Source organism: Uliginosibacterium silvisoli (assembly GCF_036017035.1).
Classification (GTDB): domain Bacteria; phylum Pseudomonadota; class Gammaproteobacteria; order Burkholderiales; family Rhodocyclaceae; genus Viridibacterium; species Viridibacterium silvisoli.
Genome location: NZ_JAYXHS010000002.1, coordinates 487,288 through 512,663, shown reverse-complemented (window position 1 = coordinate 512,663; position 25,376 = coordinate 487,288). Strand labels below are relative to the sequence as shown.

The window sequence follows — 25,376 nt, the reverse complement described above, 5'->3', positions numbered from 1 at the left end:
TTCAGCTCTTGCCTTCGACTACGCCGCCACCGAGCACCTTGTACAGCGTGACCAGATTCGTCTGGCGTGACAGGCGCGAGGCAATCAGCACCAGTTGCGAAGCGTACAGCGAACGCTGCGCGTCGAGCACGCCGAGGTAGCTGTCGATGCCGCTGCGCAGGCGCGCTTCCGACAACTTGAGGCTCTCGGTGTTGGCATCGACCACGGTGCGCTGTGCATCCAGCGCCTCGTCTATCGTGCCGCGCACCGCCAGTGCATCAGCCACTTCGCGGAAAGCCACCTGGATCGCCTTGTCATACTGCGCGAGCGCAATATCGCGATCGGTCTTCGCCACATCGAGGTTGGCCGAGCGACGGCCATAGTCAAAGATCGGCAGGCTGATCTGCGGCGCGAAGCTCCAGATGCCCGAGCCCGAATTGAACAGTGCATCGAGCGCATTGCTGGCATAACCCGCCGACGCCGTCAGCGTGATGCTGGGGAAGAAGGCCGCACGTGCCGCGCCGATATTGGCATTGGCCGCCTGCAAGCTGTGCTCGGCCCGACGGATATCCGGGCGCAGCTGCAGCACTTCAGAAGGTACGCCTGCGGGCAGGTCACGCAGCGCACTCACATTGGCAGACAGTTCGGGCGGCAGCAGATTCGCAGGCAGCTGTGTGCCGATCAGGACGGTCAGGGCATTCTCGTCCACCGCGACCTGCTGGACGTAAATGGCCACATCCCTGCGTGCTGCCTCCACGGTACTCAAGGACTGCTGCAGCGTCAGCCCGGAAGCAGCCCCAAGTTCGAAGGTCCGCTGTGTCAGCGCATGCGACTCCTGGCGACTCTTGTAGGTGTCCTTCGACAGCTGCAGACGCTCGCGGTCCGCAGCGAGGTTCAGGTAGGTATTGGCCACCTCGGCAATCAGCGCAATCTGCGCGCTGCGCTGCGCCTCATCAGTCGCGAGGAAGTTCTGCAGCGCCGCGTCCTTCAGGTTCTGCACGCGGCCGAAGAAATCCAGCTCGTAGCTCGAGAAGCCGACGCCCACGTTGTAGGTGTGCGAGATCTGCGGCTGGCCGCTCGAGTTGAGCGTGGCGGCGGTGCGCGAAGCGGTTTCACCCGCGACGGCGCGCACCGTGGGCAACAGGTCAGCACGCTGGATCTGGTACAACGCGCGCGCCTTCTCGATGTTGAGCGCGGCCACGCGCAAGTCACGGTTGTTCGCCAGTGAAAGCTCGATGAGCTTGCGCAGGCGCTCGTCGGTGAAGAACTCTCGCCAGCCGATATCGGCGACGACGGTCCGGTCCGTGCCCTGCACGGCAGGCTTGTACGCGGGCCCCTGCGGCCAGCTGGCGGCAGTCGGCGCAACGGGTGTCGCGTAGTCAGGCGCGAGGTTCACGCAAGCGCTCAGCGCCAGCGACACCGCCAGGCCCAGGGCGGACTTACGAATCAATGACGAGTACATATCAGTTTCCCTCCTGCGAAGGATGAGGCAAGGCCGCGGGCGCATTGCCCTCACCGGCCTTGCTCTTGAAAAGACTGCGCACGACCACGAAGAACACCGGCACGAAGAAAATGCCGAGCACGGTCGAAGTGATCATGCCGCCGAGCACGCCGGTACCGATGGCGTTCTGGCTACCCGAGCCGGCACCGTGCGATATGGCGAGCGGCACGACACCCAGCCCGAAGGCCAGCGAGGTCATGAGGATGGGGCGCAAGCGCAGTCGCACGGCTTCCAGCGTAGCGTCGAAGAGACCCTTGCCGTGTTCCATCTGCTCCTTGGCGAACTCCACGATCAGGATCGCGTTCTTCGATGCGAGACCGATCGTCGTCAGCAAGGCGACCTGGAAGTACACATCGTTGGACAAGCCACGCGCACCCGCCGCGAGCAAGGCACCCACCACACCGAGCGGCACCACCAGAATCACCGAGAACGGCACCGACCAGCTTTCGTACAGTGCAGCCAGGCACAGGAACACCACCAGCAGCGAGATGGCATACAGCGCGGGCGCCTGCGCACCCGAGCGACGCTCTTCGAACGAGGTGCCGGTCCATTCATAGCCGATGCCCGCAGGCATCTTGGCCATGATTTCCTCCACCGCCGCCATGGCATCACCCGAGCTGAGACCCGGCGCGCCCTGGCCCTGCAGCTCGACCGAAGGCTGGCCGTTGTAGCGCTCCAGACGTGGCGAGCCATAGTCCCAGTGCGCCTTCGCAAACGCCGAGAACGGCACCATGTCGCCCTTGTTGTTACGCACGTACCACTTGTCCAGGTCTTCCGGCAGCATGCGTGCCGATGCGTCGGCCTGGATGTACACCTTCTTGATACGACCGCGGTCGATGAAATCATTCACGTACTGACTGCCCCACGCCGTCGACAAGGTGCTGTTGATATCGGCCACCGTAATGCCGAGTGCGCCGGCACGCGCATGATCGATATCCAGCTTGTATTCGGGCTGGTCGTTCTGGCCGTTCGGACGCACGGCAACCAGCCGCTTGTCCTGCGCAGCCATGCCGAGGAACTGGTTGCGCGCGGCAATCAGCGCCTCATGACCGAGGCCGCCGCGATCCTGCAGCTGCACATCGAAACCATTCGACGTACCGAGCTCGATCACCGCAGGTGGAACGAAGGCGAACACCATTGCATCGCGGATCTTGGCGAACGCGCCCATGGCACGCCCGGCAACCGCCTTCACGGAGTTCTCCGCGCCCTTGCGCTCGCTCCAGTCCTTCATCTGCACGAAGCCGAGCCCCATGTTCTGGCCCGAACCGCCGAAGCTGAAACCGGCAATCGTGAACAGCGAAGCCACGTTGGCCTTCTCGTCTTCGAGGAAGTGATGCTCGACCTGCTCCAGCACCTTGAGGGTGCGCTCCTGCGTCGCGCCGGCTGGCAGCATGACTTGCGTGAACATGATCCCCTGATCCTCTTCCGGCAGGAAGGAGGTCGGCAAGCGCATGAACATGAACACCATCACGCCGATGAAGGCTGCGTAGATCACGAGGTAGCGACCGGTGCGCTTGATCATGCGGCCCACGATGGACTCATAGCGCTGCGTGCCGCGGTCAAACATGGAGTTGAACCAGTCGAAGAAACGCCCCTTGCCAGCGTGATGCCCCTTTTCGACCGGTTTGAGGATGGTCGCGCACAGCGCCGGCGTAAGCACCAGCGCCACGATCACGGACAGCACCATGGACGACACGATGGTGATCGAGAACTGGCGATAGATCACGCCCGTGGAGCCGCCGAAGAATGCCATCGGCACGAACACTGCCGACAACACCAGCGCAATACCGATCAGCGCTCCCGTGATCTGGTCCATGGATTTGCGCGTTGCCTCCTTCGGCGAAATCCCCTCCTCGGTCATGACGCGCTCGACGTTCTCGACCACGACGATGGCATCATCCACCAGCAAGCCGATGGCCAGCACCACGCCGAACATGGTCAGCGTATTGATCGAATAACCGAAGGCGGAAAGCACGCCGAAGGTGCCCAGCAACACCACCGGCACGGCAATCGTCGGGATCAGCGTGGCGCGGAAGTTCTGCAGGAACAGGTACATTACAAGGAAGACGAGCACGATGGCTTCGGCCAGCGTCTTCACCACTTCCTCGATCGAGATCTTCACGAAGGGCGTGGTGTCGTATGGATAGACAGCATCCATGCCGGCCGGGAAGAAACGACTCAGTTCGCTGATCTTGGCTTTCACCGCATCGGCCGTTTCAAGCGCATTCGAACCAGCCGCCAGCTTGATACCGATACCGGCCGCAGGCTTGCCGTTGAAGCGCGCCACGAAGCCGTAGTTGTCTGCCCCCAGTTCGATACGCGCAACATCACGCAGGTAGACATTGCCGCCCTGCGTGGAGGTACGCAGCAACACATTGCCGAACTGCTCGACCGTCTGCAGGCGACTCTGAGCGGTAATCGAGGCATTCAACTGCTGACCGGGCACGGCGGGGGTCGCCCCCAGCTGGCCTGCCGACACCTGCGCGTTCTGCGCCTGCAAAGCAGCCGTCACGTCAGACGGCGTGAGTTTGTAGTTGTTGAGCCTGGAGGGATCCAGCCAGATGCGCATGGCATACGGCGCACCGAACACCTGCACTTCGCCGACGCCCGTCACGCGAGACAAAGGATCCTGCACGTTGCTGACGAGGTAGTCCGACAGGTCCGTCTGGCCAAGGCTACCGTCCTTCGAGACGAACCCCACCACCAGCAGGAAGTTGCGTGCTGACTTGGCGACCTGCACGCCTTGCTGCTGCACGGCTTGCGGTAGCAGCGGCAGGGCAAGCTGCAGCTTGTTCTGCACCTGCACCTGGGCGATGTCGGGATTGGTGTCTGCGTTGAAGGTCAGCGTGATCGACACGCGCCCCGACGAGTCACTCGACGAGCCCATGTAGAGCAGGCCGTCGAGGCCGGTCATCTTCTGCTCGATGACCTGCGTGACCGAGTCTTCCACCGTCTTCGCGGAAGCACCCGGGTAGGTTGCGTTGATGACCACGGCCGGCGGCGCAATGGTCGGGTACTGGGCGATCGGCAACTGCTCGATGGAGAGCAGGCCGGCCAGCATGATGATGATGGCGATCACCCATGCAAAGATGGGCCGATCAATGAAAAAACGTGCCATGAGTGCGCCCCTTTACTTTGCTGCACTACTGTTGGCAACGCCGGCCGCCGGCGCAGAAGCCTGCTCGGCAGGTACAGCCGTCGCGCTGGCACCCGGACGCACCTTCTGCAAACCATCGACGATCAGGCGATCACCGGGCTGCAAACCCTCGTTAACCACCCACTGGTTACCTTGGGCGCGCTGGATCTTCAGGGTACGTTGCTCGACTTTGTCCTCTGCGTTGAGAACCATCGCCGTCGCATTGCCCTTCGGGTCGCGCGTCACGCCTTGTTGCGGCACCACGATGGCCTGATCGCGCACGCCCTCCTCCACCACGGCACGCACATACAGACCTGGCAGCAACTGGCGATCAGGGTTCGGGAAGACTGCACGCAACGTCACCGAGCCGGTTCCCTGATCGACGGTGACGTCGGAGAAAGTCATCCTGCCCTGATGCGCGTAGGTGCTGCCGTCTTCGAGCAGCAGCTTCACCGACGCCGAACCCGTATTCTTCAGGCGCCCGTCGCCAAGCTCGCGGCGCAGGCGCATCAGATCGCTTGCAGACTGCGTGACATCGACATAGATGGGATCGAGCTGCTGGATCGTCGTCAGCGCCGTCGCCTGATTGGCCGTCAGCAAGGCGCCAGGCGTCACACTGGACTTGCCGATACGGCCGGCGATCGGCGCTGAAATGCGCGCGTACGCGAGGTTGATGCGCGCTGTCGCGAGATTGGCCTTGGCCACCGCCACGTCAGCTTCAGCCTGTTTGCTCGTTGCAAGCGCGTCATCGCGGTCCTGCTGGCTCACGGCCTTGATCGCCACCAGCTCTTCATAGCGCTTGGCGCGCGCAGTCGTCGACGCCACATTGGCTTCCGCCCTGGCCAAGGCAGCCTGCGCACTGTCGAAGCTCGCCTGGAAAGTTGCCGCGTCGATCTGGTACAGCGGCTCACCTGCCTTCACTTCCGCGCCCTCGCGGAATAGCCGCTCCTTCAGGATGCCGCCCACCTGCGGCCGCACTTCGGCGATCTGGTAAGCCACGGTACGCCCCGCCAGCTCGGTGGTAATCGGCAGGCGCTGCGCCGCCACGGTGAACACCCCGACCCGTTGAGCGCCGGCAGCGCCACCCGGCGCCCCTCCCTGCTGCTTGCTGCACGCAACCAACAAGAAGAGACCGGCAAGAAGAACAAGACCGGTGCGAGCCCGGGTCAGCGGAAGGTCAGCATGCATGAAGCACCTCGGAACAGGATCAGGATGAGTCACCACGGATCATGGCGACCGGCAGTACAATGAAGAATGAACGATCATTCTAAATTGATGCAGCGCACACAGCCAAGTAGGAAAATAGAAAAATCCTGTTAATTCCGCATTTTTTTCTGACGGGATGGTTCCCGCCCCAGACAGAGCCCGTGAGGCAGCGTCACGCGGTTTTCCCACGGCTTCCACCACGGAGCGAGGACCACTCGTGGTAGCAACGGCCCCTGTGGAGGCCCCGTTGGGTGACGGAATACGGCGAAGCGGCGTCGATGCGGTCGCGCCCGACTTTCAACTGGCAGGCCTTGCGATCATTCCGCCGCGATCGACTTGTCGAGCCCGCGCAGCAGGGGCAGCACCACATCCAGGGTCGGCGTTGCCACGTTCTGCTGGCGCGCGAAGGCCTGTACCTGGCCAAGCAATGCATCGACCTCGAGCCGGCGGCCGGCCAGCGTGTCCTGCAGCATCGACGAGCGATTGTCACGCGAGGTGCTGGGGCCACCACTTTGCAGAATGGCCTGCACGTCTTCGTCCTGGCGCAGATCCCAGCCCAGCGAAGCGGCGACGTCGAGCACTTCGCTCATGACCTTGCGCACCAGATCGGGCAAGCCCGGCGTCTCGGCGCGCTGTCTGCCGGTCAGCCGCGTGAGTGCAGAGATGGGGTTACCTGATGCGTTGAGCAGCAGTTTCTTCCAGATGACGCGACGGATGTCTGCGGCGACTTCCGGGTTCAATCCTGCAGCCTTGAAGGCGGCTATCGTCGCTGCAAGACGTGGCGTGCTGACGCCGGATGGCTCGCCGATGACAAAACGGGTCGGGCCGTGATTGGTGATGACACCGGGCTCGCTGACCTCGTTCGGCGAATACACGACACCACCGAGTACGGCATCGCTGCCGAGCACGTTCCAGAGCTTCTGGTTGGCATCGAGCAATTCGAGCGTGCCAGACTTGCTGGCGCTATTGCCTAGGCCATGACTCCACCACCACGGAATGCCGTTGGTGAGGAACAACACAGGCACATCGGGCTTGCGCAGGCGTGCGATGCGCTCCGCTTCGCTGCCGAGCGAATGCGCCTTGAGGCCGACGACGATCAGATCCTGCGGCGGCAACTCGGCGGGGTTGTCAGTCGCGATAACCGGGCGCCCGACAATCTCGTCCGTCGGCGTGCGCAGGATCACACCGCGCTCGCGGATCGCCTGCAGGTGCGCGCCGCGCGCGACGACGGAGATATCGCCCGGGAATGTCGCGGCGAGTCGTGCTGCAACGTTGCCGCCGACGGCCCCTGCCCCATATACGCAGATATTCATGATGCTTGCCTCGTGATTCTGGTGACGCGTCAGGCCTTGATGGCTTCCAGCGCTGCCACGTGTATGACATCCGCCTTGACGTTGGAAGTCTTAGCGTAAGGGCCGTACTTCGGTTCGGCAAATACGCGATTCAGCATAGGTTCGAAGAATTCCAGCGGCAGGTGTTCGTAGTCGGGATCGAACGCAGCACCATCGTATTTCTCGCAGAACTCGACGGTCTGCTGGTACTGCGGATGCGCCAGGTACTTGTCGCGCGAGTTGCGGTCGCGGCCCTGGAAATGGAAGAAGTAGTAACCCTGAAACAGGTTGTGCTGCTCGACCATCCAGTGATTCGCTGGCGTCACGAAAGGCTTGACGATGGCGGCGGCGATGTCGGCGTGGTTGTAGCTGCCGAGCGAGTCGCCGATGTCATGGATCAGCGCGCAGACGACGTACTCCTCGTCCTTGCCATCGCGATGCGCACGCGTGGCCGTTTGCAGCGAATGGTCGAGACGGTCGATGAGGAAGCCGTCCGTATCGCCTTGCAGCAACAGAAGGTGATCAAGGATGCGCTCCGGCAGGCGACGCTTGTAGACCATGCGACGACGCAGCAGGATGTCGGAATCCGCTTGCGTGCGGTCTTTCATGTGGCGGAAGGAAACGGATTCTTCGGTCATGGTGATCCTCGTTTCGACGCAAACGTCGGGCTTGATAAAAACTGACAAGCCTCAACTTCGTCATTCCCGCGAAAGCGGGAATCCAGTGGCTTTATCAACCTCACGGCAACGCCGCTGGATTCCCGCTTTCGCGGGAATGACGTTCAATTTTGGTGTTGGTTACAAACGCGACGTCACGTCGTAAGACTGGCCCAGGTGATACTTACCCACCGTCGCCGCTGTCTTGTCCGTGTTCTCGTGCAGGGTCTGGTAACGCAGGTCACGGATGAAACGCGACAGCGCACTGTCGGCATCGAGCGCGCTCGAGCCAGCAATCTGCGATGCCAGTTCGATGGTCTTCACGGCTGCGCCGAGTGCCTGGTACTTGGCGTTCATCGAGAACAGCTCGGCCGCAGCAACGTCCTTCGGCCACAGCCATGCTGCGCGATACACCAACCAGCGCGCGGAATCGATGGCGATGCGGATCTGGCCCATGCGCAGTTGCGTGTAGCTGTCACCCGCCGTGCCACGCTTCGGCAGGTAGTCCTTGAGAATGTCGAAGACACCTTCGGAACCGCCGATGTATTGCGCGGCGAAGCTGAGGTGGCTCTTCGCCTGCCATTTGCCCTTGGCAGATTCGCCCGGGCCGCCGAGCACGTTCTTGTCTTCGACGAACAGATCCTTCAACACCAGCACCGGGCTGAACGCACCGCGCATGCCGAGCGGATTCCACGAACCCTTCTCGATGGTCAGGCCGGGCGCGCCTTGCGGGATCGCGAAGGAGATGTGGCCGTCGGGTGGCGGCACGTCCTTGATGATGGTCGACAGCGTGTTGTAGTGAACGATGTCGGCGAGCGTGGCGTAGTTCTTCACGCCATTGAGCACCCAGCCACCATCGACCTTCTCGGCCGTCGTCTGCAGGTTGTAGAGACCGCGTGCAGTACGTCCCGGCTCACTACCCGTCGAGTTGAGCCACACGCCCTTTTCGATGATGGGGCGGATCAGGCGCTCGCGTTGCTCCGGCGTGCCGATCTGGTCGACACGGTGCGAAGCGTTGTAGTGGATGTGGATGCACTGCGCGGTCGACAGACAGTAGCGCGCCGTCTGCTCGACGACCAGCAGGGAGACCAGCGGGTCGGTGCCGAGTGCGCCGCCGCCGAGTCCGCCGATGTCTTCGCGCAGTGATGCGCCAGCGACGCCTGCATCGAACAGGTCCTTCATGTTCTCGACGGGCGAGCCGGTTGCCGCTTCATATTGCTGCGCTCGTTTTGCGAATTTCTCGCGGCCCAGCGCGCCTACGACTTCGTAGACCTCCTGGTGCTTCTTGCTGAATGAAAAGTCCATCTCGTTCTTTCGCTATCTATCGTTGCTGTCAATCGTGGTACTGCGTGGGAAAAACTGAAAATCAGACGGCATAGCCGGGATCGTCGCGGTCGATCTTGCGGCGGAAAGCCGCCCACTCGACGCGCGCATGTGGCGACCAGCTGTTGTCGGCGTAGATGCGCTTGCCCCGCTCGATGGTGCGTGCGAGCACGTCCGGATCGATCGGCGCGATCTCGCCGCCGGCCTGCGCTGCCAGCTGGATCTGGCAAGCGCGCTCGATGCGTGCAATCAGCGCGAAGGCTTCGCCGATGGTGCGGCCGGCGGAGAGCGTGCCGTGGTTGCGCAGGAACAGCACGCTGCCATCGCCGAGGGCGGCAACGAGCTTGGCGCACTCTTTCGAGTCGATGCCCGAACCACCGTAGTCGTAGTAACGCGTGCGCACCTGCAGCAGGATGGCGTTCTGCGAGATCGGCAGCAGACCACCCTTCTGCGTCGCGACACCGGTGCCGGCGACGGAATGCAGATGCATGATGGCGTTCACGTCGGGGCGTGCCGCGTAGATGCCGCCGTGGATTTCATCGGCTGCCGGATTCACGCCGTGCTCGCTGGCGCTCAGCACATTGCCATCGGTGTCGATCTTCACCAGCGACGAAGCGGTGATCTCCTCGAAGAACAAGCCGAAGGGATTGACCAGATACTGGTTCGTCGTGCCGGGCACGCGCACCGAGAAGTGTGTGCCGAGCAGGTCATGCCAGCCGAACTGGCCGGCGAGGCGGTAGGCGGCGGCGAGATCGAGGCGTGCAGCCCACTCTTCGGGTGAAAACTGCTCGGGGACACTCTTGAGATGCTGCAGATCATTGACGGACATGGCTGCTCCTTGAAACGGGTTGGGATCTGGTTGGATTCGGGCGTTGCTCAATGCACGGCCGAGCTGGCTTTCGATTCATTCGCGGGGATTCGGAAACCGGCTTTCTCCGCCGAGCCGATGAGCTTCGGCAGTTCGCCTTCCCACGCGAGGTATGCGCGCGAGGCTTCCGCATTGCCAAGGTGACGGTCGTAGAGCCAGAACAGGAAGTCGATGCGCTCGGCGTCGGGCGGGGTCTGTGGCGACTCCTCGACGACGAGGCCAGCCACGCGCCAGGCGTCTGCATCACCGCGCACGACGAGAACAGTCTGCGAGGCGTTGCGCTCGATCAGATCATGCGCAACGAGTTGCGCCGCATCACGATCGTGGGCGAACACCAGCAAGGTCTGCGCACTGGCGATCTCCTCTGGTAGCACAGCGAGGCGCGAGCGATTCGCCCACAGCACACCAACCGGATGTGCCTTGCGGAAATCTGCACTGGCATCGACAGAGATGGCGCGCGCGCCCTGTTCCAGCAACTGCTTCGCCTTCGCACTGTCGATCTCTTCAGCAGCGGGACGCACCGGCGTCTCCAGCGTTGCCTTGCCTTGTTCGAGCGACGCTGTTGCAGCGTCGTAACGCAGTACAACGGCATCCCAGCCGAGCTGACGCAACCAATGCGCGGTCACGTCGGCACGCACTTGCTGGTCATCGGCGAGCACAAGGCGCGCACCGCGCACCGCAGCCCACTTGTCGAGCGTCTGCACGATCTGACCACCTGCGACCGACACGGCGCCGGGCAAGTGGCCGGCGAGGAATTCGTCCGGCGTGCGCACGTCGAAGAGATAAGTCGTGCGGCTGGCGTCCTTGCGCCAGGCATCGAATTGCGCCACGTCGATATACGGCACATCGAAGCGGGCAGCGAGTGCAGCAGAGCGCTTCAGGCCTTGCGCGCGCGCTGCATCACTGGCCGGGCCATAAGCGGCCACGCGGCCCTTCTCCACCGGCAGGCCAGCAAGCTTCCAGCCCTGCGTGCCACCTTCCAGCGCCGCGACGCGGTTCGGCACGCCGGCGTTGATGAGCGCCTGCGCACCGATGATGCCGCGCGTGCGGCCAGCGCAGGAGACGACGACGAAGGTATCCGGCGACGGCACGAGGTCAGCGAAGCGGTAGACCAGCTCGGCGCTCGGGCAACTGATGGCGCTCGGCACATGAAAGCGGTCGTACTCTTCGAGCGTGCGGCTATCGAGCACGACGATGTCGGCCTTCTCCTCGATGAGTTTCGACAGCGCTTCGGCCTTGATGGCGGGTGTGTGATACGCATGCTCGACGACTTCGGCGAACGCCTTGCTCGGCACGTGGATGCTGGTGAACAGCGAACCACCCGCCGCACGCCATGCTTCGACGCCGCCCTGCAGCTTGTTTACATCGGTGTAACCCAAGGCATCCAGACGCTTTGCAGCGAGCACACCATTGCCACCCTCGCCGATCAGCACGATGCGCGTAGCCGTGCGCGGCACGAGGCGCGCGATGTCGCGTTCGAGGCGGCTGTACGGCAGGTTCGTCCCGAACAGCAGATGCCCTTCACCGAACAGGCCTTCTTCGCGCACATCCAGCAAGGCGATCTCGGCGCCGTCATCAAGCCATGCTTCGAGCGTGGCCACGTCGATCAGGTTGGGGGTGTATTCGTTGCTCATGAAAAACTCCAGATGATTTCAGGCGGCCTCGGCTTCGCGGACCGAGGTAGCGTTGGTGTGCAGCGTGATCGGCGACTGGCCGGCATCGAAATGCAGATGGCAGGACACGACATGCCCCGGCGCAACCGTGCGCAAGGCAGGCGCCACGCTGCGGCAGGTGTCCGTCGCATGCGGGCAGCGCGTGTTGAAGCGGCAACCGCTTGGTGGATTGAAGGGGTTGGGCAGGTCGCCCGCCAGCAGATGCTTGTCGGCGATGCGGCTCTTCGACGGATCCATCACCGGCACAGCATCGATCAACGCCTGCGTGTAGGGATGCGCCGGGCGCTTCCACAACTCGGTCCGTGGCGCGATCTCGACGATCTGGCCGAGATACATCACCGCCACGCGATCGGCGAGATGCTGCACAACCGACAGATCGTGGCTGATGAACAGGTAGGCCATGCTGCGCTCGCGCTGCAGGTCCGACAGGAGATTCAGAATCTGCGCCTGTAGCGATACGTCGAGCGCCGACACGGGTTCATCGCAGACGATGAGGGCTGGGTCGAGTGCCAATGCGCGCGCAATGGCGATACGCTGGCGCTGGCCGCCAGAGAACTCGTGCGGCAAGCGGTTGATGACATCCGGGTGCAGGCCGACTTTCTCCATCAGCGCCAGTACATGCTGATGCCGCTCGGCTTTGTCACCGACTTCGTGGAACTTGAGCGGGTCTTCGATCAGCTTGCCGATGCGCTGACGCGGATCGAGCGAGCCGCCTGGGTCCTGGAACACCATCTGGAAGCGCCGACGATGCGGACGCAGTTTCGTCGGCGATAGATGCGTGATGTCCACGCCGTCGAGATGGATCGAACCCGACTGCGGTTCCAGCAGCCGCATGATGGCTTTGCCCAACGACGACTTGCCGCAACCGGACTCACCGACGAGGCCCAGCGTCTCGCCGGCCTTCACATCGAACGACACCTTGTCGACGGCCGTCATGTGGCCGCGCTGTGTGCGGTAGCCGACTTCGAGATCTTTTACTTCGAGCAACGCGCCCATCACGCCACCCTCGCCAACGGCTGTTCTGCCGGTGCGCGCTCGATGAACTGGATGCCTTTCGTGGCAACTGCAGCAGCAACCTCCGCCGCATCGAGTTGCTCGCTCTTGTGGCACGCAATGAGACCATGCCCTGCATGAGATTTAAGCTCGGGGCGCACGCTGTGGCAAACGTGGTCCGCCATATCGCAACGCGTGCTGAAGGCGCAACCGGCGGGCAGTTGCGTAAGTTGCGGCACAAGACCGGGGATTTCCTGCAGGCGCTGTGGCGTGCCGACGCTGTCCTGCTCGAGGCGCGGCTTGGCACCCATCAGGCGTTGCGTATAGGGGTGCAACGGCTGCTCGAAGAGACCATTCACGCCTTGTTGCTCAACCTTGCGGCCGGCGTACATGACCAGCACACGATCAGCCGTCTCGGCGACAACGCCAAGATCGTGCGTGATGAGGATCAGCGCCATTCCCAGATCGCGCTGCAGGCGATGCAGCAGGTGGAGTATCTGCGCCTGGATGGTCACGTCCAGCGCCGTCGTCGGTTCATCGGCGATCAGCACCGAAGGCTTCGATGCCAATGCCATGGCGATGGCCGCGCGCTGGCGCATGCCGCCGGAGAAACGATGCGGGTATTCGTCGAGACGGCGGCGCGGCTCGGGGATGTGCACGAGTTCGAGCAGCTCTTCGGCACGCTTGCGCGCCGCTTCCTTGCTCACCTTTTCATGTGCGCGAATGGCTTCGACAATCTGGTCGCCGATGGTCATCACCGGGTTCAGCGCAGCCATCGGGTCCTGGAAAATGATCGCCATGCGATTGCCACGCAGGTCGCGCATCTGGCGCTCGGGCAGCGTGGTCAGTTCGCGATCTTCGAAACGGATCGAACCGCTGACTTTCGTGGATGGCGTCAGCAAGCGCATTAATGCCAGCGCGGTCACGGATTTTCCGCAGCCGGATTCGCCGACGATGGCCAGCGTCTCGCCGGCATCGACGGAGAACGACAGCTTGTCGACCGCCGTGAGCGTGCCGCCCGGTGTCTTGAAGTGGATGGAGAGATCTTTTACTTCGAGCAGACTCATGATGCTTACCTCACTGGCGTGCGCGGATTGAGCACGTCGTTCAAACCATTGCCGAGCAACATGAAGCCCATCACCGTGATGAAGATGGCGAGGCCGGGCAACGCCGTCATGTACCAGGCCGTGCGCAGCACCGCCCTGCCCGCGCCGACCATGCCGCCCCAGGACATGACGGTGGTATCGCCGAGGCCAAGGAAGGACAGCGAGGCTTCGGCCAGGATCACCTGCGCGATCATTACGGAGGCAGCAACCATGACCGGCGACAGGCTGTTCGGCAGGATGTGCTTGAGAATGATGCGCACGTGGCCCATGCCGATGGTGATGGCGGCGCTCACGAAGTCGTACTGGCGCACCCGCATCGCCTCGGCACGCACCAGACGTGCGATCTGCGGCCAGGATGTGAGGCCGATGGCGAGCGCGATGCTGCCACCCGATGGGCCGAGGATGATCACCAGCGCGATCGTGAACAACAGCGTCGGCATGGTCAGGAAGATTTCCGTGAAGCGCATCAGGCTGTCATCGACGAAGCCGCCGAAGTAGCCGCTCAGCACACCGATGACAGTGCCGACCAGCACGGCCAACGAGGTCGCTGCAAAACCGATGAACAGGGACTGGCGTGCGCCGTGGAAGATGGCGGCGGCCATGTCGCGACCGAGCATGTCGGTGCCAAGTAGATAGTGCGCATCCTGCCCCGGCCAGATGGAGGCCTGCGCCACCATGTCGCGCGGGTCGCCCGGATACAGCACGGAAGCAAACGCGGCGCTGAACAGCACGAGGATCAGGATCACGCTGCCCGTGACGGCTGCATGCGAACGGAAGAAGCGACGCCGGAAAGACGTGTGGTCGATCGCAGCAACCCTGGTCGGCTCGACCGCGGCTACAACGGAATCGATGGAAGCGGTCGCAGCACTCATTGCGCCACCTCGATACGTGGGTCGAGCACGACGTAAAGCAGGTCGACCAGCAGATTCATGAAGATCACCATCAGCGAGCTGCACAGGAAGATGGCGAGGAACAGGTTTATGTCGCGCGCAGCGACGGCGTCATAGGCAAGACGCCCGATGCCGGGCCAGCCGAACACGGTTTCGATGACGACAGTGCCACCGAACAGGCCACCGAGTTGCAGGCCGGTGATCGTGACGATGGGCAGCAAGGCATTACGCAAAACGTGACGCGTGATGACGCGCCACTCCGACACACCCTTGGCGCGTGCCGTGCGCACGAAGTCGAGGCCATACACCTCCAGCATTGCCGAGCGCGTCAGGCGCACATACATCGACAGGAAGAAGCAACCCAGCGACAACGCAGGCAGCACGAGATGCCTGGCGACGTCGAGCGCGTATTCCCAGTGGTTGGCGTAGTCCATGCCAACCGTGACCATGCCCGCGACCGGTAACCAGCGCAGCTGAATCGAGAACAGCACGATGAGCATCAGGCCGATCCAGAACAGCGGCGTGGCGAAGCCGATGGTCGAGATGACGGAGATGGCGGTGTCAAGCACGCTGCCGCGATATTTCGCGGCCAGTGCACCGAGCGCCACACCGACGACCAGCGCGAAGCCGATGCTGGAGAGAGACAGCAGAACAGTCGCCGGCAGACGCTCGAGAATGAGCGACGACACCGGCATATTATCGCGGAACGAATAGCCCAGATCGAAATGCAGGACCCTGTTGATGAAATGCACGAACTGCATGTGCGCGGGCACGTCGAGGCCGTAGAGCTCACGCATCTGGTCCATGTATTCCTTCGTCGCACCGCCCGACTCGGCAGCGATCACGTCCACCATGTCGCCCGGTGCTGTCTTGAGCAGCAGGAATGACAGGAGGACGATGATCACCGAGGTCGGAATGACCTGCAGCAGGCGACGCGTAACGTATTTGCCGGGCTTTTTCATTTGCTACTTTTCTGCGTTACAGGACCGGCTTCTGACCGCCGTCGACCGGGATCAGCGCGCCGACCACATAGCTCGCTCGCTCACTGGCGACGAAGGTCACCACGTCGGCCACTTCTTCTGCGCGGCCGAAGCGGCGCAGCGGTGCCGAGGCCTCGCCCTGCTGGCGCGCCTGCGCCTTGTCGATGCCGAGACGCTGCGCTTCGAACGTCAGCGTCTGCTCGACGCGTTCGGTCAGCGTGACACCGGGGTTCACCGCGTTGATGCGGATGCCGAACTTCGCGTAGTACTGCGCGAGGCCGATGGTCGACAGCAGCAGTGCTGCGTTCGCCGAGCCCCCGGTGATGTGCGTTTCGTTGGGAATCTTGCCGCCCGTGCCGACGATATTCACGATGGCACCGACCTGTTGCGTCGGCGGCGTGTCGCCCGTCAGGCCAAGTGCTTCAGCACGTTCTCGGAAGCGCTTGAGCACGGCATCCTGTGCGTGCACGTAAGGGAAGAACTTGGCGTCCAGCGCAGCCTTCCAGCTGGCTGCATCGAGCTCTTTCGCGGCCTTGCGCTTTGCGGCACCCGCGCTGTTCACCAGCACATCGATAGGGCCGACTTCGCGCTCGACTTCGGCGACGACGCGCTCCGCTTCATCCGGGTTGCTCAGGTCGCCGACGGCGCCGTGAACCTTGAAGCCTTCCTTGGCCAGCACGTCGCGTGCGGTGGCAATGTTGTCTGCGCTGCGCGAGACGATGGCGACCTTCGCGCCCTCGGCGAGGAAGCTGCGTGCCGCGGCCAGGCCGAGGCCCTTGCTGCCGCCGGTGACGAGCACGATCTTGTTGGCGAGCTTCAGATCCATATGTTTTTCCTTCCGTCCTTGAATCGGTTCGTGGGTTTCGGCAAGCCGAGGTTGTCGCGCAGGGTGCGGCCTTCGTATTCGGTACGGAACAGGCCGCGACGCTGCAGGACGGGAATGACGTGATCGACGAATTCCTCGAGGTTGCCCGGCAGCCAGGGCGGCATCAGGTTGAAGCCGTCGGCGCCGCCTTCGCGCAACCAGCTTTCCATCTGGTCGGCGATCTGCTCGGCCGTGCCAGCGACGATCCAGTGACCGCGCGACCCGACGACGCGCTCGTAGAGCTGGCGCAGCGTGAGACCGTCGCGGCGCGCCATGTCGAGCAGCAAGCGCTGGCGACTCTGGTTGCCTTGCGTGAGCGGTAGCTCGGGCACCGGGCCATCGAGCGGATAGGCCGACAGGTCGACGCCACCGAGATGGCGCGACAACACGACCCAGCCGATCTGCGGATCGATGAGGTCCTGCAGGCGCTGGAATTTCTCCTGCGCTTCGGCTTCGCTGCGACCGACGATGGGCATCAGGCCCGGCATGACCTTGACGTGATTCGGCGAGCGTCCGGCCGCTTCCACCTGCGCCTTGATGTCGGCGTAGAAGGCCTTGGCCTGTGTGAGGTCGGGCTGCGCGGTGAAGATGACTTCCGCCGTCTTCGCCGCGAAGTCACGGCCATCATCCGACGAGCCGGCCTGCACCAGCACCGGATAGCCTTGCGGCGAGCGCGGCAGGTTCAGCGGTCCGCGCGCCGAGAAGTATTCGCCTTTGAAGTTGCTGACGTGCAGCTTCTCCGGGTCGAAGAAGCGTCCCGAATCCTTGTCGTGCAGGAAGGCATCGTCCTCCCAGCTGTCCCACAGGCGCGTCGTGACATCGACGAACTCCAGCGCGCGGCGATAGCGCAAACCATGCTCGAGCAATTCGCCGCGATTGAAGTTGAGCGCTTCCTTGTCGTTCCATGAGGTAACGATGTTCCAGCCCGCACGGCCGTTGCTGAAATGATCGAGCGTCGAGAACTTGCGCGCCACGTGGTACGGCTCGAAATAGCTGGTGGACACCGTCGCGACGAGACCGATGCGCTCGGTCACCGCCGCCAGTGCGGACAGCAACGCGATGGGCTCGGGCCGCAGCACGCGCGAGGTACGCCCGATGCTTTCGTCATCGGGGTACTGCGCAGCCATCTGGTCGCCGAAGAAGATCATGTCCAGCTTGCCCCGCTCCGCCACCTGCGCGAGGTGACGGAAGTAGGACAGATCGGTGGCACCGCCGGGCGGCACATCCGGGTGGCGCCACGCTGCGATGTGGTGGCCCACATCCAGCGGAAACACACCCAACTTCATCTTGCCGCTCATGCTGTGCTCCGCTCGCTTACTTCGACAGCCAGACGTCGCGGAACGAGGAACGCGCACCGTCCGGGTTGAAGTCGAGGCCATGCACGCGCTTGTTGTAGAGCGTGAAGAACGGTGCATCCATGATCGGCAGCAGTGGCAGGTCGGCCAGCTCGATACGCTGCAGTTCGTGGAACAGCTTCACGCGCTTCGCCGGATCGGTCTCGCGCTGATAGCCCTCGACCACCTTGTCCATCGCCGGGTTGTTGTAGCCACCGGCATTGACGTAAGGCACGCCCTTGGAAGCGCCCTTCGACCACAGCAGACGCGTCAGGCCCATCTCCGGGTCGAACAACACGGAGTAGCCCTGGATGTTTATGTCGTAGTCATAGTCCGTGAACACCTTCTTCAGGTAAGCCGGCGGATCGTTGGAGATCGGCTTGAGATCGATACCGATCTTCTTCAGGTTCTGGCGGATGTATTCGCCAGCTGGCACAAAGGCGTCTGCACTCGGCGACAGGTCAGCCGTCAGCGAGAAGCGGATACCGTCAGCCTTCTTCGGATAGCCGGCTTCGTCGAGCAGCTTTTCAGCCTTGGCCAGGTCGTACGGATACTTCGGCTTGTCGGTCGTGTAGTACTTCGTCAGCGACGGAGGAATCGGACCATCGACAGGCTGCGACAAGCCGTACCAGACGGTATTGATCAGGCCTTGTTTGTCGATGGCATGCGCAATCGCCTGGCGCACTTTCACATTGCCGGTGATCGGGCGACGCTGATTGAAGTCGAAGAAGTAGATCTGCGAGTTGTAGGCATAGCCGCGCGAATCGAACACGAGGTTCGGATCCTTGCGCAGGCGCGCCACGTCGGAGAACGGCACACCGGCGTATGGCAGGTACAGGATTTCTCCCGTCTCCAGCGCAGCGGCACGACCGGCTGCGTCAGGGATGTTGCGAACGATCACCTTGTCCAGGTAAGGCTTGCCCTTGTCCCAGTACTCAGGGTTGCGCTCCAGCTCGACGTATTGGCCCTTCTTCCATTCCTTGAACTTGAACGGACCCGTGCCGACCGGCTTCTGGTTGTACGGATTGGTGCGGATGTCCGTGCCCTCGTAGAGGTGCTTCGGAATGATCTGCGCTTCAGCCGAGTTCAGCGAACTCAGGATCACAGGTGCCGGGCGCTCGAGGCGCAGGATCACCGTGTAGGGATCAGGTGCTTCCACATCCTTGATCGGTGCGAACGTGATGCGGCCGCGCGGGTGTACCTTTTTCAACACTTCGAGGAAGCTGTACTGCACGTCGGCCGACGTGAACAACACGCCGTCGTGCCACTTCACATCCTTGCGCAGCTTCAGCGTGATGGCGAGGCCATCCTTGGACACGTCCCAGCTCGTCACCAGCGCCGGTTGCGGCTTCTGGTTGGCGTCATAGGTCAGCAAGCCGTCGAAGATGTTCGCGGAAACAGCCGAGTTGGCGTACTGGTTGTGATACGTCACGTTGAGCACGGCCGGCTCGGGGTCGATCGCCGTGATCAGGGTGCCGCCGCGCACCGGTGTTGCCGCAGCCTGGGCGAATGCCACGCCCGACATCAATGTCGAAACGAGTGCCGCAGCCGCAAAAACGCCGCTACGCATGCCGCTCATTCCACTCTTTTTCCCGCCCGTTGCCATTGTCATTTTCCTCAGAATTATCAGTTGCTTGAATCGAGACGGGCGACTATATCCAAAGTGATATGCGCGTCGAAAGAAACAAGTTCTGCTTTTCTTAGAGGAAATTGCGTATAGGTTTATGCGACTTTCTTCGCAGCTAATCCGTGTTTGTGATTATGAAAATGGCAATTTTTATTGCCACTCTATATTTCCATATGGCATTTCTAAAATAAAAAAGGCGCACCACGAAAACCGCGGCGCGCCTTGCTTTTGAGCCTCATCAAAATCATCCGGCATGTGCCGGAAAGATTTTGTGTTCGCTTCTATACAGTCAGGCCGTCAGCCTGCTTTTCCGCCTCTTTCTGCCAGATCGAATGCGCGTACTCGGCACCGGTCAACTCGAATGCACCGGAGCCGGTAATCCGTTGCAGATGCAGGTCGTAATCTTCAAGGAAAAAATCGCGGCTGATAGCGGAAACGAGTCGCGGCACACCTGTAGTGAGGCTCGACACGTCGCCCACGTGGCGTCCGTAACTCGTGATCGCGGAATAATTGAAGCAGTGGATGTTCCTCAACAGCGGCGCGCGACCCGGCACCTTCTCCGTGAATTCGTAGCCCGCGCCCAGGTATGGGAAACGCAGCGCGGAGGACTGCGCATCGCGCTCGGCATCCACGACCGGCTTGTCGGCCCACACGGCGATGTCTTCCGCGAATGCGGCGAGTTCGGGGCGAAGCGCTGCATCAATGCGGTAGCCGGTGCCGGCAATCACGTAGTCGAATTCGAACAGCTCGCCATCCACATCCAGTTCGACGCCGCCTTCGATCAGCGTGGCCCCGCGCACGCTGGCGTTGAAGTGCAGATGGAAGTTGTCGAAGCGCGTCGCGCGCTGCACCGTCTCCAGCATCGGACCCGGGCTGCGCCCACGTAGATGCTGTGCGAGGCGCCAGCGTTCTGTGTCCGGCAGATCGAAGAAATGATTCGCTGCGCCCGGATACGTCACCTGCTTGCCCGGCGAAGCACGCACCACGTCGGCACTGCGCGCGAAGAGATGCACACGCGCGGCACCGGCCTCCAGTGCGACACCCGCAGCATCGAAGGCCGACGAAGCCGCGCCGATCACGGCAACGCGTTTGCCAGCCAGTGCGGCGAAATCGATCGCGTCATCGGTATGCGCCCGCAGGTTCGCCGGCAGCTGCTCGATGAGCTGCGGAATGAAAGGCAGCCCGCCACCGACAGCACCTGTCGCCAGCACGATCTTGCGCGCAGTCTCGACGAACGCCTTGCCCTCTGCTTCAAGGTGCAAACGGAAAAAGTCCACGCCCTCACTGCTCGCCCGCACCGCCTCTACGCGCAACAGCCGCGTGCCGAAGCGCACAGGCACACGCAGCGTCTTGCGCACCCAGGCGAGGTAGTCGATCCAGTCCGACGTCGCGACACGGGTGATCGCCTCGTAGGCCGCTTCGCCATGTTGCGTCTCGTACCAGGCGCGGAAGCTCAGCGCAGGGATGCCCAGGTCCGGGCCGGTATTCTTTTTCGCAGTACGCAGCACGCGCATGCGCGCCTTGGTCTGCCAGGCGCCGACGGTATTCTCATCGGCCGAGTCGATCACGCTGACATTGTGAATGCCATTACGGCGCAGACCGAACGCCGTGGTCACTCCACTCTGGCCACCACCGACGATGAGCACATCGTGATCGACACCCTCGCGCGACGGCACCCAGTTCTCCGGCGCATCACCGAGATAGCGCAACGAGCGCGCGACTTCCTTTTCGAGTTGTTCCAGAGCTTCTGCGGTATTACTCATCACTACTTTCCTGATCAATCTGTCTTGCCAGGCTTGCTGGCGAAATAGCTTTGCGGCCGCTTCAGGCCGAGGTTGTCGCGCAAGGTGCGGCCCTCGTATTCGCGGCGGAAAAGACCACGCCGCTGCAACTCCGGCACGACGTGATCGACGAAATCATTGAGACCCGCGGGCAGCACAGCCGGCATGATGTTGAAACCATCGGCGGCCTCTTCCAGGAACCAGCTCTCCAGCTCATCGGCGATCTGGCTGGCCGTGCCATGCACTGCGTGATGGCCACGCGCACCGGCGACCTGCTTGTAGAGATCGCGGATCGTCAGCTTGTCACGACGTGCCGCTTCGACCAGGAGCGCCTGGCGACCCTTGCCGGCATTGGTGGCGGGCAACTCGGGCAGAGGCCCGTCGATATCCGCTCCGGACAGATCGACATTGCCAAGCATTGCCGACAGCAACGACAGGCCGACGACGGGGTCCAGCAACTCCTGCAACTGCGCATGCTTCTCCGCAGCCTCGGTCGCGCTGGCGCCAACCACGGTAGAGAATCCTGGCATGATCTTGATGTCTTCCGGCGCACGGTCGTACGCCGCCGCACGCGATTTGACATCGGCATAGAAGTCGCGGGCGCCGGCAATCGAGGACTGCGCGGTAAAAACCACTTCCGCGAACTGCGCTGCCAGATCGCGACCAGCCTCCGAGGCTCCCGCCTGCACCTGCACAGGGTGACCCTGCGGTGGGCGCGCGACGTTGAGCGGACCCTTCACCGAGAAATGCTCGCCACGGTGATTGAGGAAGTGCAGCTTGTCCTGGTCGAAGAAGACGCCCGAAGACTTGTCGCGCAGAAACGCATCGTCGTCCCAGCTGTCCCAAAGACGCGCGACCACGGCCGCAAACTCTTGCGCACGGTCGTAGCGATCCGCGTGCTCGGGGTGTTTGTCGCGGCTGAAGTTCTGCGCTTCTGCCTCGTTGTTCGAGGTAATCAGGTTCCAGCCTGCGCGGCCGCCGCTGATGTGATCCAGCGTGGCGAACTTGCGCGCCAACGCATAGGGCTCGTTATAGGTGCTCGTCGCCGTGGCGACCAGACCGATATGTGATGTCACCGCCGCCAACGCAGGCAACAAGGTCAGCGGTTCGAGAAAGACACTGCGTGAGGCAATGCGACTCAGCGATTCGAGATGCTCGGCGCCGCGCAGGGCCGAACTGTCGGAGAGAAACAGCAGGTCGAACTTGCCGCGCTCGGCAGTCTGCGCGAGCTCTACATAATGGCGGAAGTTCGTGCCCGCATCAGCCGCCGCTTCTGGATGCCGCCAGCCCGCGACGTGGTGGCCGGTTGGGTACAGAAATACACCCAGCCTGATCTTGTCCTGCCTGCTCCTGCTCATTGCTCTCTTCTTCCGGATATCTTTAATGCATAAACCAAAGTGATAATCCGGCAATTTCAGAAGCACCGCCGAATCCACGCCGCAGGATGTTAATCCTCGCGATATTCGCGTTTCAAATTGAAATTTACTGCGCTGCTTATACCTAAATATCGGTTAGTACTTTAGTCGTAGGCTGCTAGGCTCCCGCCCAAATTCACGGAAGCATCAGGAAAACGAAATGGGCGCAAAGGAAGAGTTGAAGGTTGCTGAACGCTGGTCGCCCGTCGAGCAGCGCGTGCGTGAAGAGCTGGCCGCCACAGCGCGTGCGCTGGCCGAACTGGGCTGGACCAAGCTGATCTTCAACCACATCACCGCGCGCATTCCGGACGATCCCGAACGCTTCCTGATCAATCCGTACGGCCTGTTCTACGATCAGGTGCGCGCGTCCGACTTCGTCAAGATCGACTACGACGGCAACCTCGTCGGCGAGAACAAGTGGGAAGCAGGCCGTGCTGGCTTCGTCATCCACAGTGCGGTGTATCGCGCACGCCCGGATGTGTTCGCGACGATCCACACACACACCGACGGCGGCACCATCGTGTCGACGCTGGAAGAAGGTCTGCTGCCACTCACGCTCGAAGCGGCGCAGTTCTACGGCCGCGTTGGCTATCACAGCTATGAAGGCATGGCGCACGACACGGACGAGCGCGAGCGCATTGCCGAAGCACTCGGCCAGCATCCCGCGCTGATCCTGCGCAATCACGGCCTGGTCGTGACCGGCTCGACGATCGCTGAAGCTTTCCATCGCAACTACAACCTCGAGTACGCCTGCCGTATCCAGGCAGCGGCACTCGCGACAGGTCGCCCGCTCACTTATATCTCGCACGAAGCGGCGACGAAGACGGTGCAGCAGGTTGTCGGCAGCCCCAAGCGCAGCGAACCGCTGCTCGAAGCGATCCGTCGCCGTCTCGACCAGAAAGATCCTTCGTATCGGCTGTAGGTGTTTGCGTAGCCCGGACGAAGCGCAGCGTAATCCGGGGCAGGTCTCACGATCATGCATGCATTCGTCAGCGCCGAGCCGCAACCAATGTAGGAGCGGGTCATGCCCGCGACAACGCAGGCATCAATGTAGCGCTGGCCTTGTTATACGTGCGGTGTCGCGGGCATGGCCCGCTCCTACACGCAACACCGCAAATCGCACGCCACGAACGTTTTTGAAATACTGAATCACCACCATGGCAAACAAAGCCAAGCAGCTGGCGCTCGGGCTATTCATCCGCGCACACGGTCATCACCTCGCGGCCTGGAAACAGCCCAACGTACCGAATGAGGCCGGGCTGACGCTCGCGCACTATCGCAACATCGTCACCACAGCAGAACGCGCCAAGCTGGATTTCGTCTTCCTCGCCGACAGCATGGGCGTGCGCGCCAGTGTGCAGCCCGACGCCGCTTTCGAGCGCACGCCGCACCTCACACACTTCGAACCGATCACGCTGCTGTCCGCACTCGCGACGTTCACCCAGCACATCGGTCTGGTTGCCACTGCATCGACGACATACTACGAGCCCTTCCACGTGGCGCGCCTGTTCGCGTCGCTCGACTACCTCAGCGGTGGTCGTGCAGCCTGGAACGTCGTCACCTCGAATGGCGTCGGCGAAGCAGAAAACTTCTCCGCGCAAGCACACCCGAAACACGATGCACGCTACGCACGCGCCATCGAATTCCTCGACGTGGTGAAGAAGCTGTGGGACAGCTGGGAAGACGACGCTTTCACGTGGAATGAAAACTCCGGCGTGGTGTTCGACAAGTCGAAGCTGCATCAACCGAATCACGTCGGCGAACACTTCAGCGTCGCCGGCCCGCTCAATGTGTCGCGCCCGCCGCAGGGCCACCCGATCATCGTGCAGGCAGGCGGCTCCGGCCCCGGCATCGAGCTCGCCGCGCTCACCGCCGACGTCGTGTTCGCCGTGCATCCCACACTCGCCGACGGCCAGGCCTTCTACTCGAAACTGAAGGGCCGTCTGAGCGACGCGGGTCGCGATCCTGCGAGTCTCAAGATCATGCCCGGCATCTTCCCCGTCGTCGGCCGCAGTCGGGCCGAGGCAGACGAGAAGTATGCGCAGTTGCAGGAAAGCCTCGACCCGGTGCTCGCCATTTCGCAGCTATCCAATCTGCTCGACGGAGTCGACCTGTCCGGCTACCCGCTCGATGGGCCTGTGCCCGATCTGCCCGGCACCAACGCAAGCGTCACGCGCCTCAAGGTGTTGCGCGAGACGGCAGAACGCGACGGCCTCAACCTGCTGCAACTCGCGCAGCGCATCGCTGGCTCGCGTGGTCACCACCAGGTGTTCGGCACGGCTGCCGACATCGCCGACCGCATGGAAGAATGGTTCCACAAGGAAGCCGCTGACGGCTTCAATCTGCTCCCCGCCACCTTGCCCGGTGGCCTCGAAGACTTCGCCGAACTGGTCGTGCCTGAGTTGCAACGTCGCGGCCTGTTCCGCACCGAATACAGCGGCGCGAGCTTGCGCGAAAACCTGGGGCTTTCACGCCCGGTACATCCGGCGCTTCGCACTTCGAGCGCGGCGTGATCTGCGCACGTCTTTCGTCGAGCGCTCAGAAAAAAATCATCGTCATCCCGGCGAAGGCCGGATAGGTTTAGGAACGGTGATGCACCTAGATGAACCGAGATGCAAATTTTGCTTTTTGCATCAGTGGGTTAATACGCTAGAGCATACACCCAGAGAGCACCTAGATGCATGCAGATGAACCGTCTAGCACGGTGCATTT

19 protein-coding genes are annotated in these 25,376 nt (G+C 62.4%); 2 read left to right on the top strand and 17 right to left on the bottom strand.

The genetic code is table 11. From position 1 onward, the window contains the following. Position 1 precedes the first annotated feature (1 nt). From adeC to VVD49_RS11865, 17 genes are all read right to left on the bottom strand, one after another. On the bottom strand, positions 2-1,441 hold the full coding sequence (adeC, locus tag VVD49_RS11945; protein WP_327599405.1) for an AdeC/AdeK/OprM family multidrug efflux complex outer membrane factor: 1,440 nt from the start codon (positions 1,439-1,441) through the stop codon (positions 2-4). Position 1,442: 1 nt separating this feature from the next. After that, positions 1,443-4,598, bottom strand: coding sequence for an efflux RND transporter permease subunit (locus tag VVD49_RS11940; RefSeq protein WP_327599404.1), 3,156 nt, complete (start codon positions 4,596-4,598; stop codon positions 1,443-1,445). A 12-nt stretch (positions 4,599-4,610) separates the two neighbouring features. Continuing rightward, entirely contained in the window at positions 4,611-5,804 is a 1,194-nt protein-coding gene (locus VVD49_RS11935; RefSeq protein ID WP_327599403.1) for an efflux RND transporter periplasmic adaptor subunit, read from the bottom strand. A 335-nt stretch (positions 5,805-6,139) separates the two neighbouring features. Further along, positions 6,140-7,135, bottom strand: coding sequence for a ketopantoate reductase family protein (locus VVD49_RS11930; protein ID WP_327599402.1), 996 nt, complete (start codon positions 7,133-7,135; stop codon positions 6,140-6,142). A gap of 29 nt (positions 7,136-7,164) precedes the next feature. After that, positions 7,165-7,791 carry an HD domain-containing protein gene (locus VVD49_RS11925; protein ID WP_327599401.1) on the bottom strand — a complete coding sequence of 209 codons (627 nt, stop codon included), beginning with the start codon at positions 7,789-7,791 and terminating at the stop codon, positions 7,165-7,167. A 159-nt stretch (positions 7,792-7,950) separates the two neighbouring features. Further along, a complete protein-coding gene (locus tag VVD49_RS11920) occupies positions 7,951-9,114 on the bottom strand; it encodes an acyl-CoA dehydrogenase family protein (protein WP_327599400.1) in 1,164 nt (387 codons plus the stop codon). Positions 9,115-9,175: 61 nt separating this feature from the next. Further along, positions 9,176-9,961 (bottom strand): class II aldolase/adducin family protein, encoded by a 786-nt coding sequence (locus tag VVD49_RS11915; protein WP_327599399.1) that lies wholly within the window; start codon positions 9,959-9,961, stop codon positions 9,176-9,178. Between the two features lie 47 nt (positions 9,962-10,008). Beyond that, on the bottom strand, positions 10,009-11,634 hold the full coding sequence (locus tag VVD49_RS11910) for a rhodanese-like domain-containing protein (protein ID WP_327599398.1): 1,626 nt from the start codon (positions 11,632-11,634) through the stop codon (positions 10,009-10,011). Positions 11,635-11,652: 18 nt separating this feature from the next. Next, positions 11,653-12,669, bottom strand: coding sequence for an ABC transporter ATP-binding protein (locus VVD49_RS11905; RefSeq protein WP_327599397.1), 1,017 nt, complete (start codon positions 12,667-12,669; stop codon positions 11,653-11,655). Continuing rightward, the gene (locus VVD49_RS11900) at positions 12,669-13,733 is read right to left on the bottom strand and encodes an ABC transporter ATP-binding protein (protein WP_327599396.1); all 1,065 of its coding nucleotides are present in this window, start codon (positions 13,731-13,733) and stop codon (positions 12,669-12,671) included. The genes VVD49_RS11905 and VVD49_RS11900 overlap by 1 nt, the downstream gene beginning before the upstream one ends. Before the next feature lie 5 nt (positions 13,734-13,738). Next, positions 13,739-14,644 carry an ABC transporter permease gene (locus VVD49_RS11895; protein WP_327599395.1) on the bottom strand — a complete coding sequence of 302 codons (906 nt, stop codon included), beginning with the start codon at positions 14,642-14,644 and terminating at the stop codon, positions 13,739-13,741. Beyond that, on the bottom strand, positions 14,641-15,624 hold the full coding sequence (locus tag VVD49_RS11890) for an ABC transporter permease (RefSeq protein WP_327599394.1): 984 nt from the start codon (positions 15,622-15,624) through the stop codon (positions 14,641-14,643). The genes VVD49_RS11895 and VVD49_RS11890 overlap by 4 nt, the downstream gene beginning before the upstream one ends. Before the next feature lie 16 nt (positions 15,625-15,640). Then, a complete protein-coding gene (locus VVD49_RS11885) occupies positions 15,641-16,468 on the bottom strand; it encodes an SDR family NAD(P)-dependent oxidoreductase (protein WP_327599393.1) in 828 nt (275 codons plus the stop codon). Further along, entirely contained in the window at positions 16,459-17,805 is a 1,347-nt protein-coding gene (locus VVD49_RS11880) for an LLM class flavin-dependent oxidoreductase (protein ID WP_327599392.1), read from the bottom strand. Before VVD49_RS11880 ends, VVD49_RS11885 begins: the two co-directional genes overlap by 10 nt. A gap of 16 nt (positions 17,806-17,821) precedes the next feature. Further along, the gene (locus VVD49_RS11875; protein WP_327599391.1) at positions 17,822-19,420 is read right to left on the bottom strand and encodes an ABC transporter substrate-binding protein; all 1,599 of its coding nucleotides are present in this window, start codon (positions 19,418-19,420) and stop codon (positions 17,822-17,824) included. A 329-nt stretch (positions 19,421-19,749) separates the two neighbouring features. Beyond that, positions 19,750-21,231 carry an NAD(P)/FAD-dependent oxidoreductase gene (locus VVD49_RS11870; protein WP_327599390.1) on the bottom strand — a complete coding sequence of 494 codons (1,482 nt, stop codon included), beginning with the start codon at positions 21,229-21,231 and terminating at the stop codon, positions 19,750-19,752. 14 nt (positions 21,232-21,245) lie between these two features. Continuing rightward, positions 21,246-22,607, bottom strand: a complete 1,362-nt coding sequence (locus VVD49_RS11865; protein ID WP_327599389.1) for an LLM class flavin-dependent oxidoreductase — start codon at positions 22,605-22,607, stop codon at positions 21,246-21,248. 217 nt (positions 22,608-22,824) lie between these two features. Here VVD49_RS11865 and VVD49_RS11860 point away from each other — a divergent pair, with 217 nt between their 5' ends. Beyond that, positions 22,825-23,586 (top strand): class II aldolase/adducin family protein, encoded by a 762-nt coding sequence (locus VVD49_RS11860; protein ID WP_327599388.1) that lies wholly within the window; start codon positions 22,825-22,827, stop codon positions 23,584-23,586. Between the two features lie 235 nt (positions 23,587-23,821). Then, positions 23,822-25,177, top strand: a complete 1,356-nt coding sequence (locus VVD49_RS11855; protein ID WP_327599387.1) for an LLM class flavin-dependent oxidoreductase — start codon at positions 23,822-23,824, stop codon at positions 25,175-25,177. Positions 25,178-25,376: the final 199 nt, after the last annotated feature.

Coding starts and splice junctions, on each gene's coding strand:
- adeC (WP_327599405.1), bottom strand. CDS start 1,441: ATGTACTCGTCATTGATTCGTAAGTCCGCCCTGGGCCTGGCGGTGTCG.
- VVD49_RS11940 (WP_327599404.1), bottom strand. CDS start 4,598: ATGGCACGTTTTTTCATTGATCGGCCCATCTTTGCATGGGTGATCGCC.
- VVD49_RS11935 (WP_327599403.1), bottom strand. CDS start 5,804: ATGCATGCTGACCTTCCGCTGACCCGGGCTCGCACCGGTCTTGTTCTT.
- VVD49_RS11930 (WP_327599402.1), bottom strand. CDS start 7,135: ATGAATATCTGCGTATATGGGGCAGGGGCCGTCGGCGGCAACGTTGCA.
- VVD49_RS11925 (WP_327599401.1), bottom strand. CDS start 7,791: ATGACCGAAGAATCCGTTTCCTTCCGCCACATGAAAGACCGCACGCAA.
- VVD49_RS11920 (WP_327599400.1), bottom strand. CDS start 9,114: ATGGACTTTTCATTCAGCAAGAAGCACCAGGAGGTCTACGAAGTCGTA.
- VVD49_RS11915 (WP_327599399.1), bottom strand. CDS start 9,961: ATGTCCGTCAATGATCTGCAGCATCTCAAGAGTGTCCCCGAGCAGTTT.
- VVD49_RS11910 (WP_327599398.1), bottom strand. CDS start 11,634: ATGAGCAACGAATACACCCCCAACCTGATCGACGTGGCCACGCTCGAA.
- VVD49_RS11905 (WP_327599397.1), bottom strand. CDS start 12,669: ATGGGCGCGTTGCTCGAAGTAAAAGATCTCGAAGTCGGCTACCGCACA.
- VVD49_RS11900 (WP_327599396.1), bottom strand. CDS start 13,733: ATGAGTCTGCTCGAAGTAAAAGATCTCTCCATCCACTTCAAGACACCG.
- VVD49_RS11895 (WP_327599395.1), bottom strand. CDS start 14,644: ATGAGTGCTGCGACCGCTTCCATCGATTCCGTTGTAGCCGCGGTCGAG.
- VVD49_RS11890 (WP_327599394.1), bottom strand. CDS start 15,624: ATGAAAAAGCCCGGCAAATACGTTACGCGTCGCCTGCTGCAGGTCATT.
- VVD49_RS11885 (WP_327599393.1), bottom strand. CDS start 16,468: ATGGATCTGAAGCTCGCCAACAAGATCGTGCTCGTCACCGGCGGCAGC.
- VVD49_RS11880 (WP_327599392.1), bottom strand. CDS start 17,805: ATGAGCGGCAAGATGAAGTTGGGTGTGTTTCCGCTGGATGTGGGCCAC.
- VVD49_RS11875 (WP_327599391.1), bottom strand. CDS start 19,420: ATGAGCGGCATGCGTAGCGGCGTTTTTGCGGCTGCGGCACTCGTTTCG.
- VVD49_RS11870 (WP_327599390.1), bottom strand. CDS start 21,231: ATGAGTAATACCGCAGAAGCTCTGGAACAACTCGAAAAGGAAGTCGCG.
- VVD49_RS11865 (WP_327599389.1), bottom strand. CDS start 22,607: ATGAGCAGGAGCAGGCAGGACAAGATCAGGCTGGGTGTATTTCTGTAC.
- VVD49_RS11860 (WP_327599388.1), top strand. CDS start 22,825: ATGGGCGCAAAGGAAGAGTTGAAGGTTGCTGAACGCTGGTCGCCCGTC.
- VVD49_RS11855 (WP_327599387.1), top strand. CDS start 23,822: ATGGCAAACAAAGCCAAGCAGCTGGCGCTCGGGCTATTCATCCGCGCA.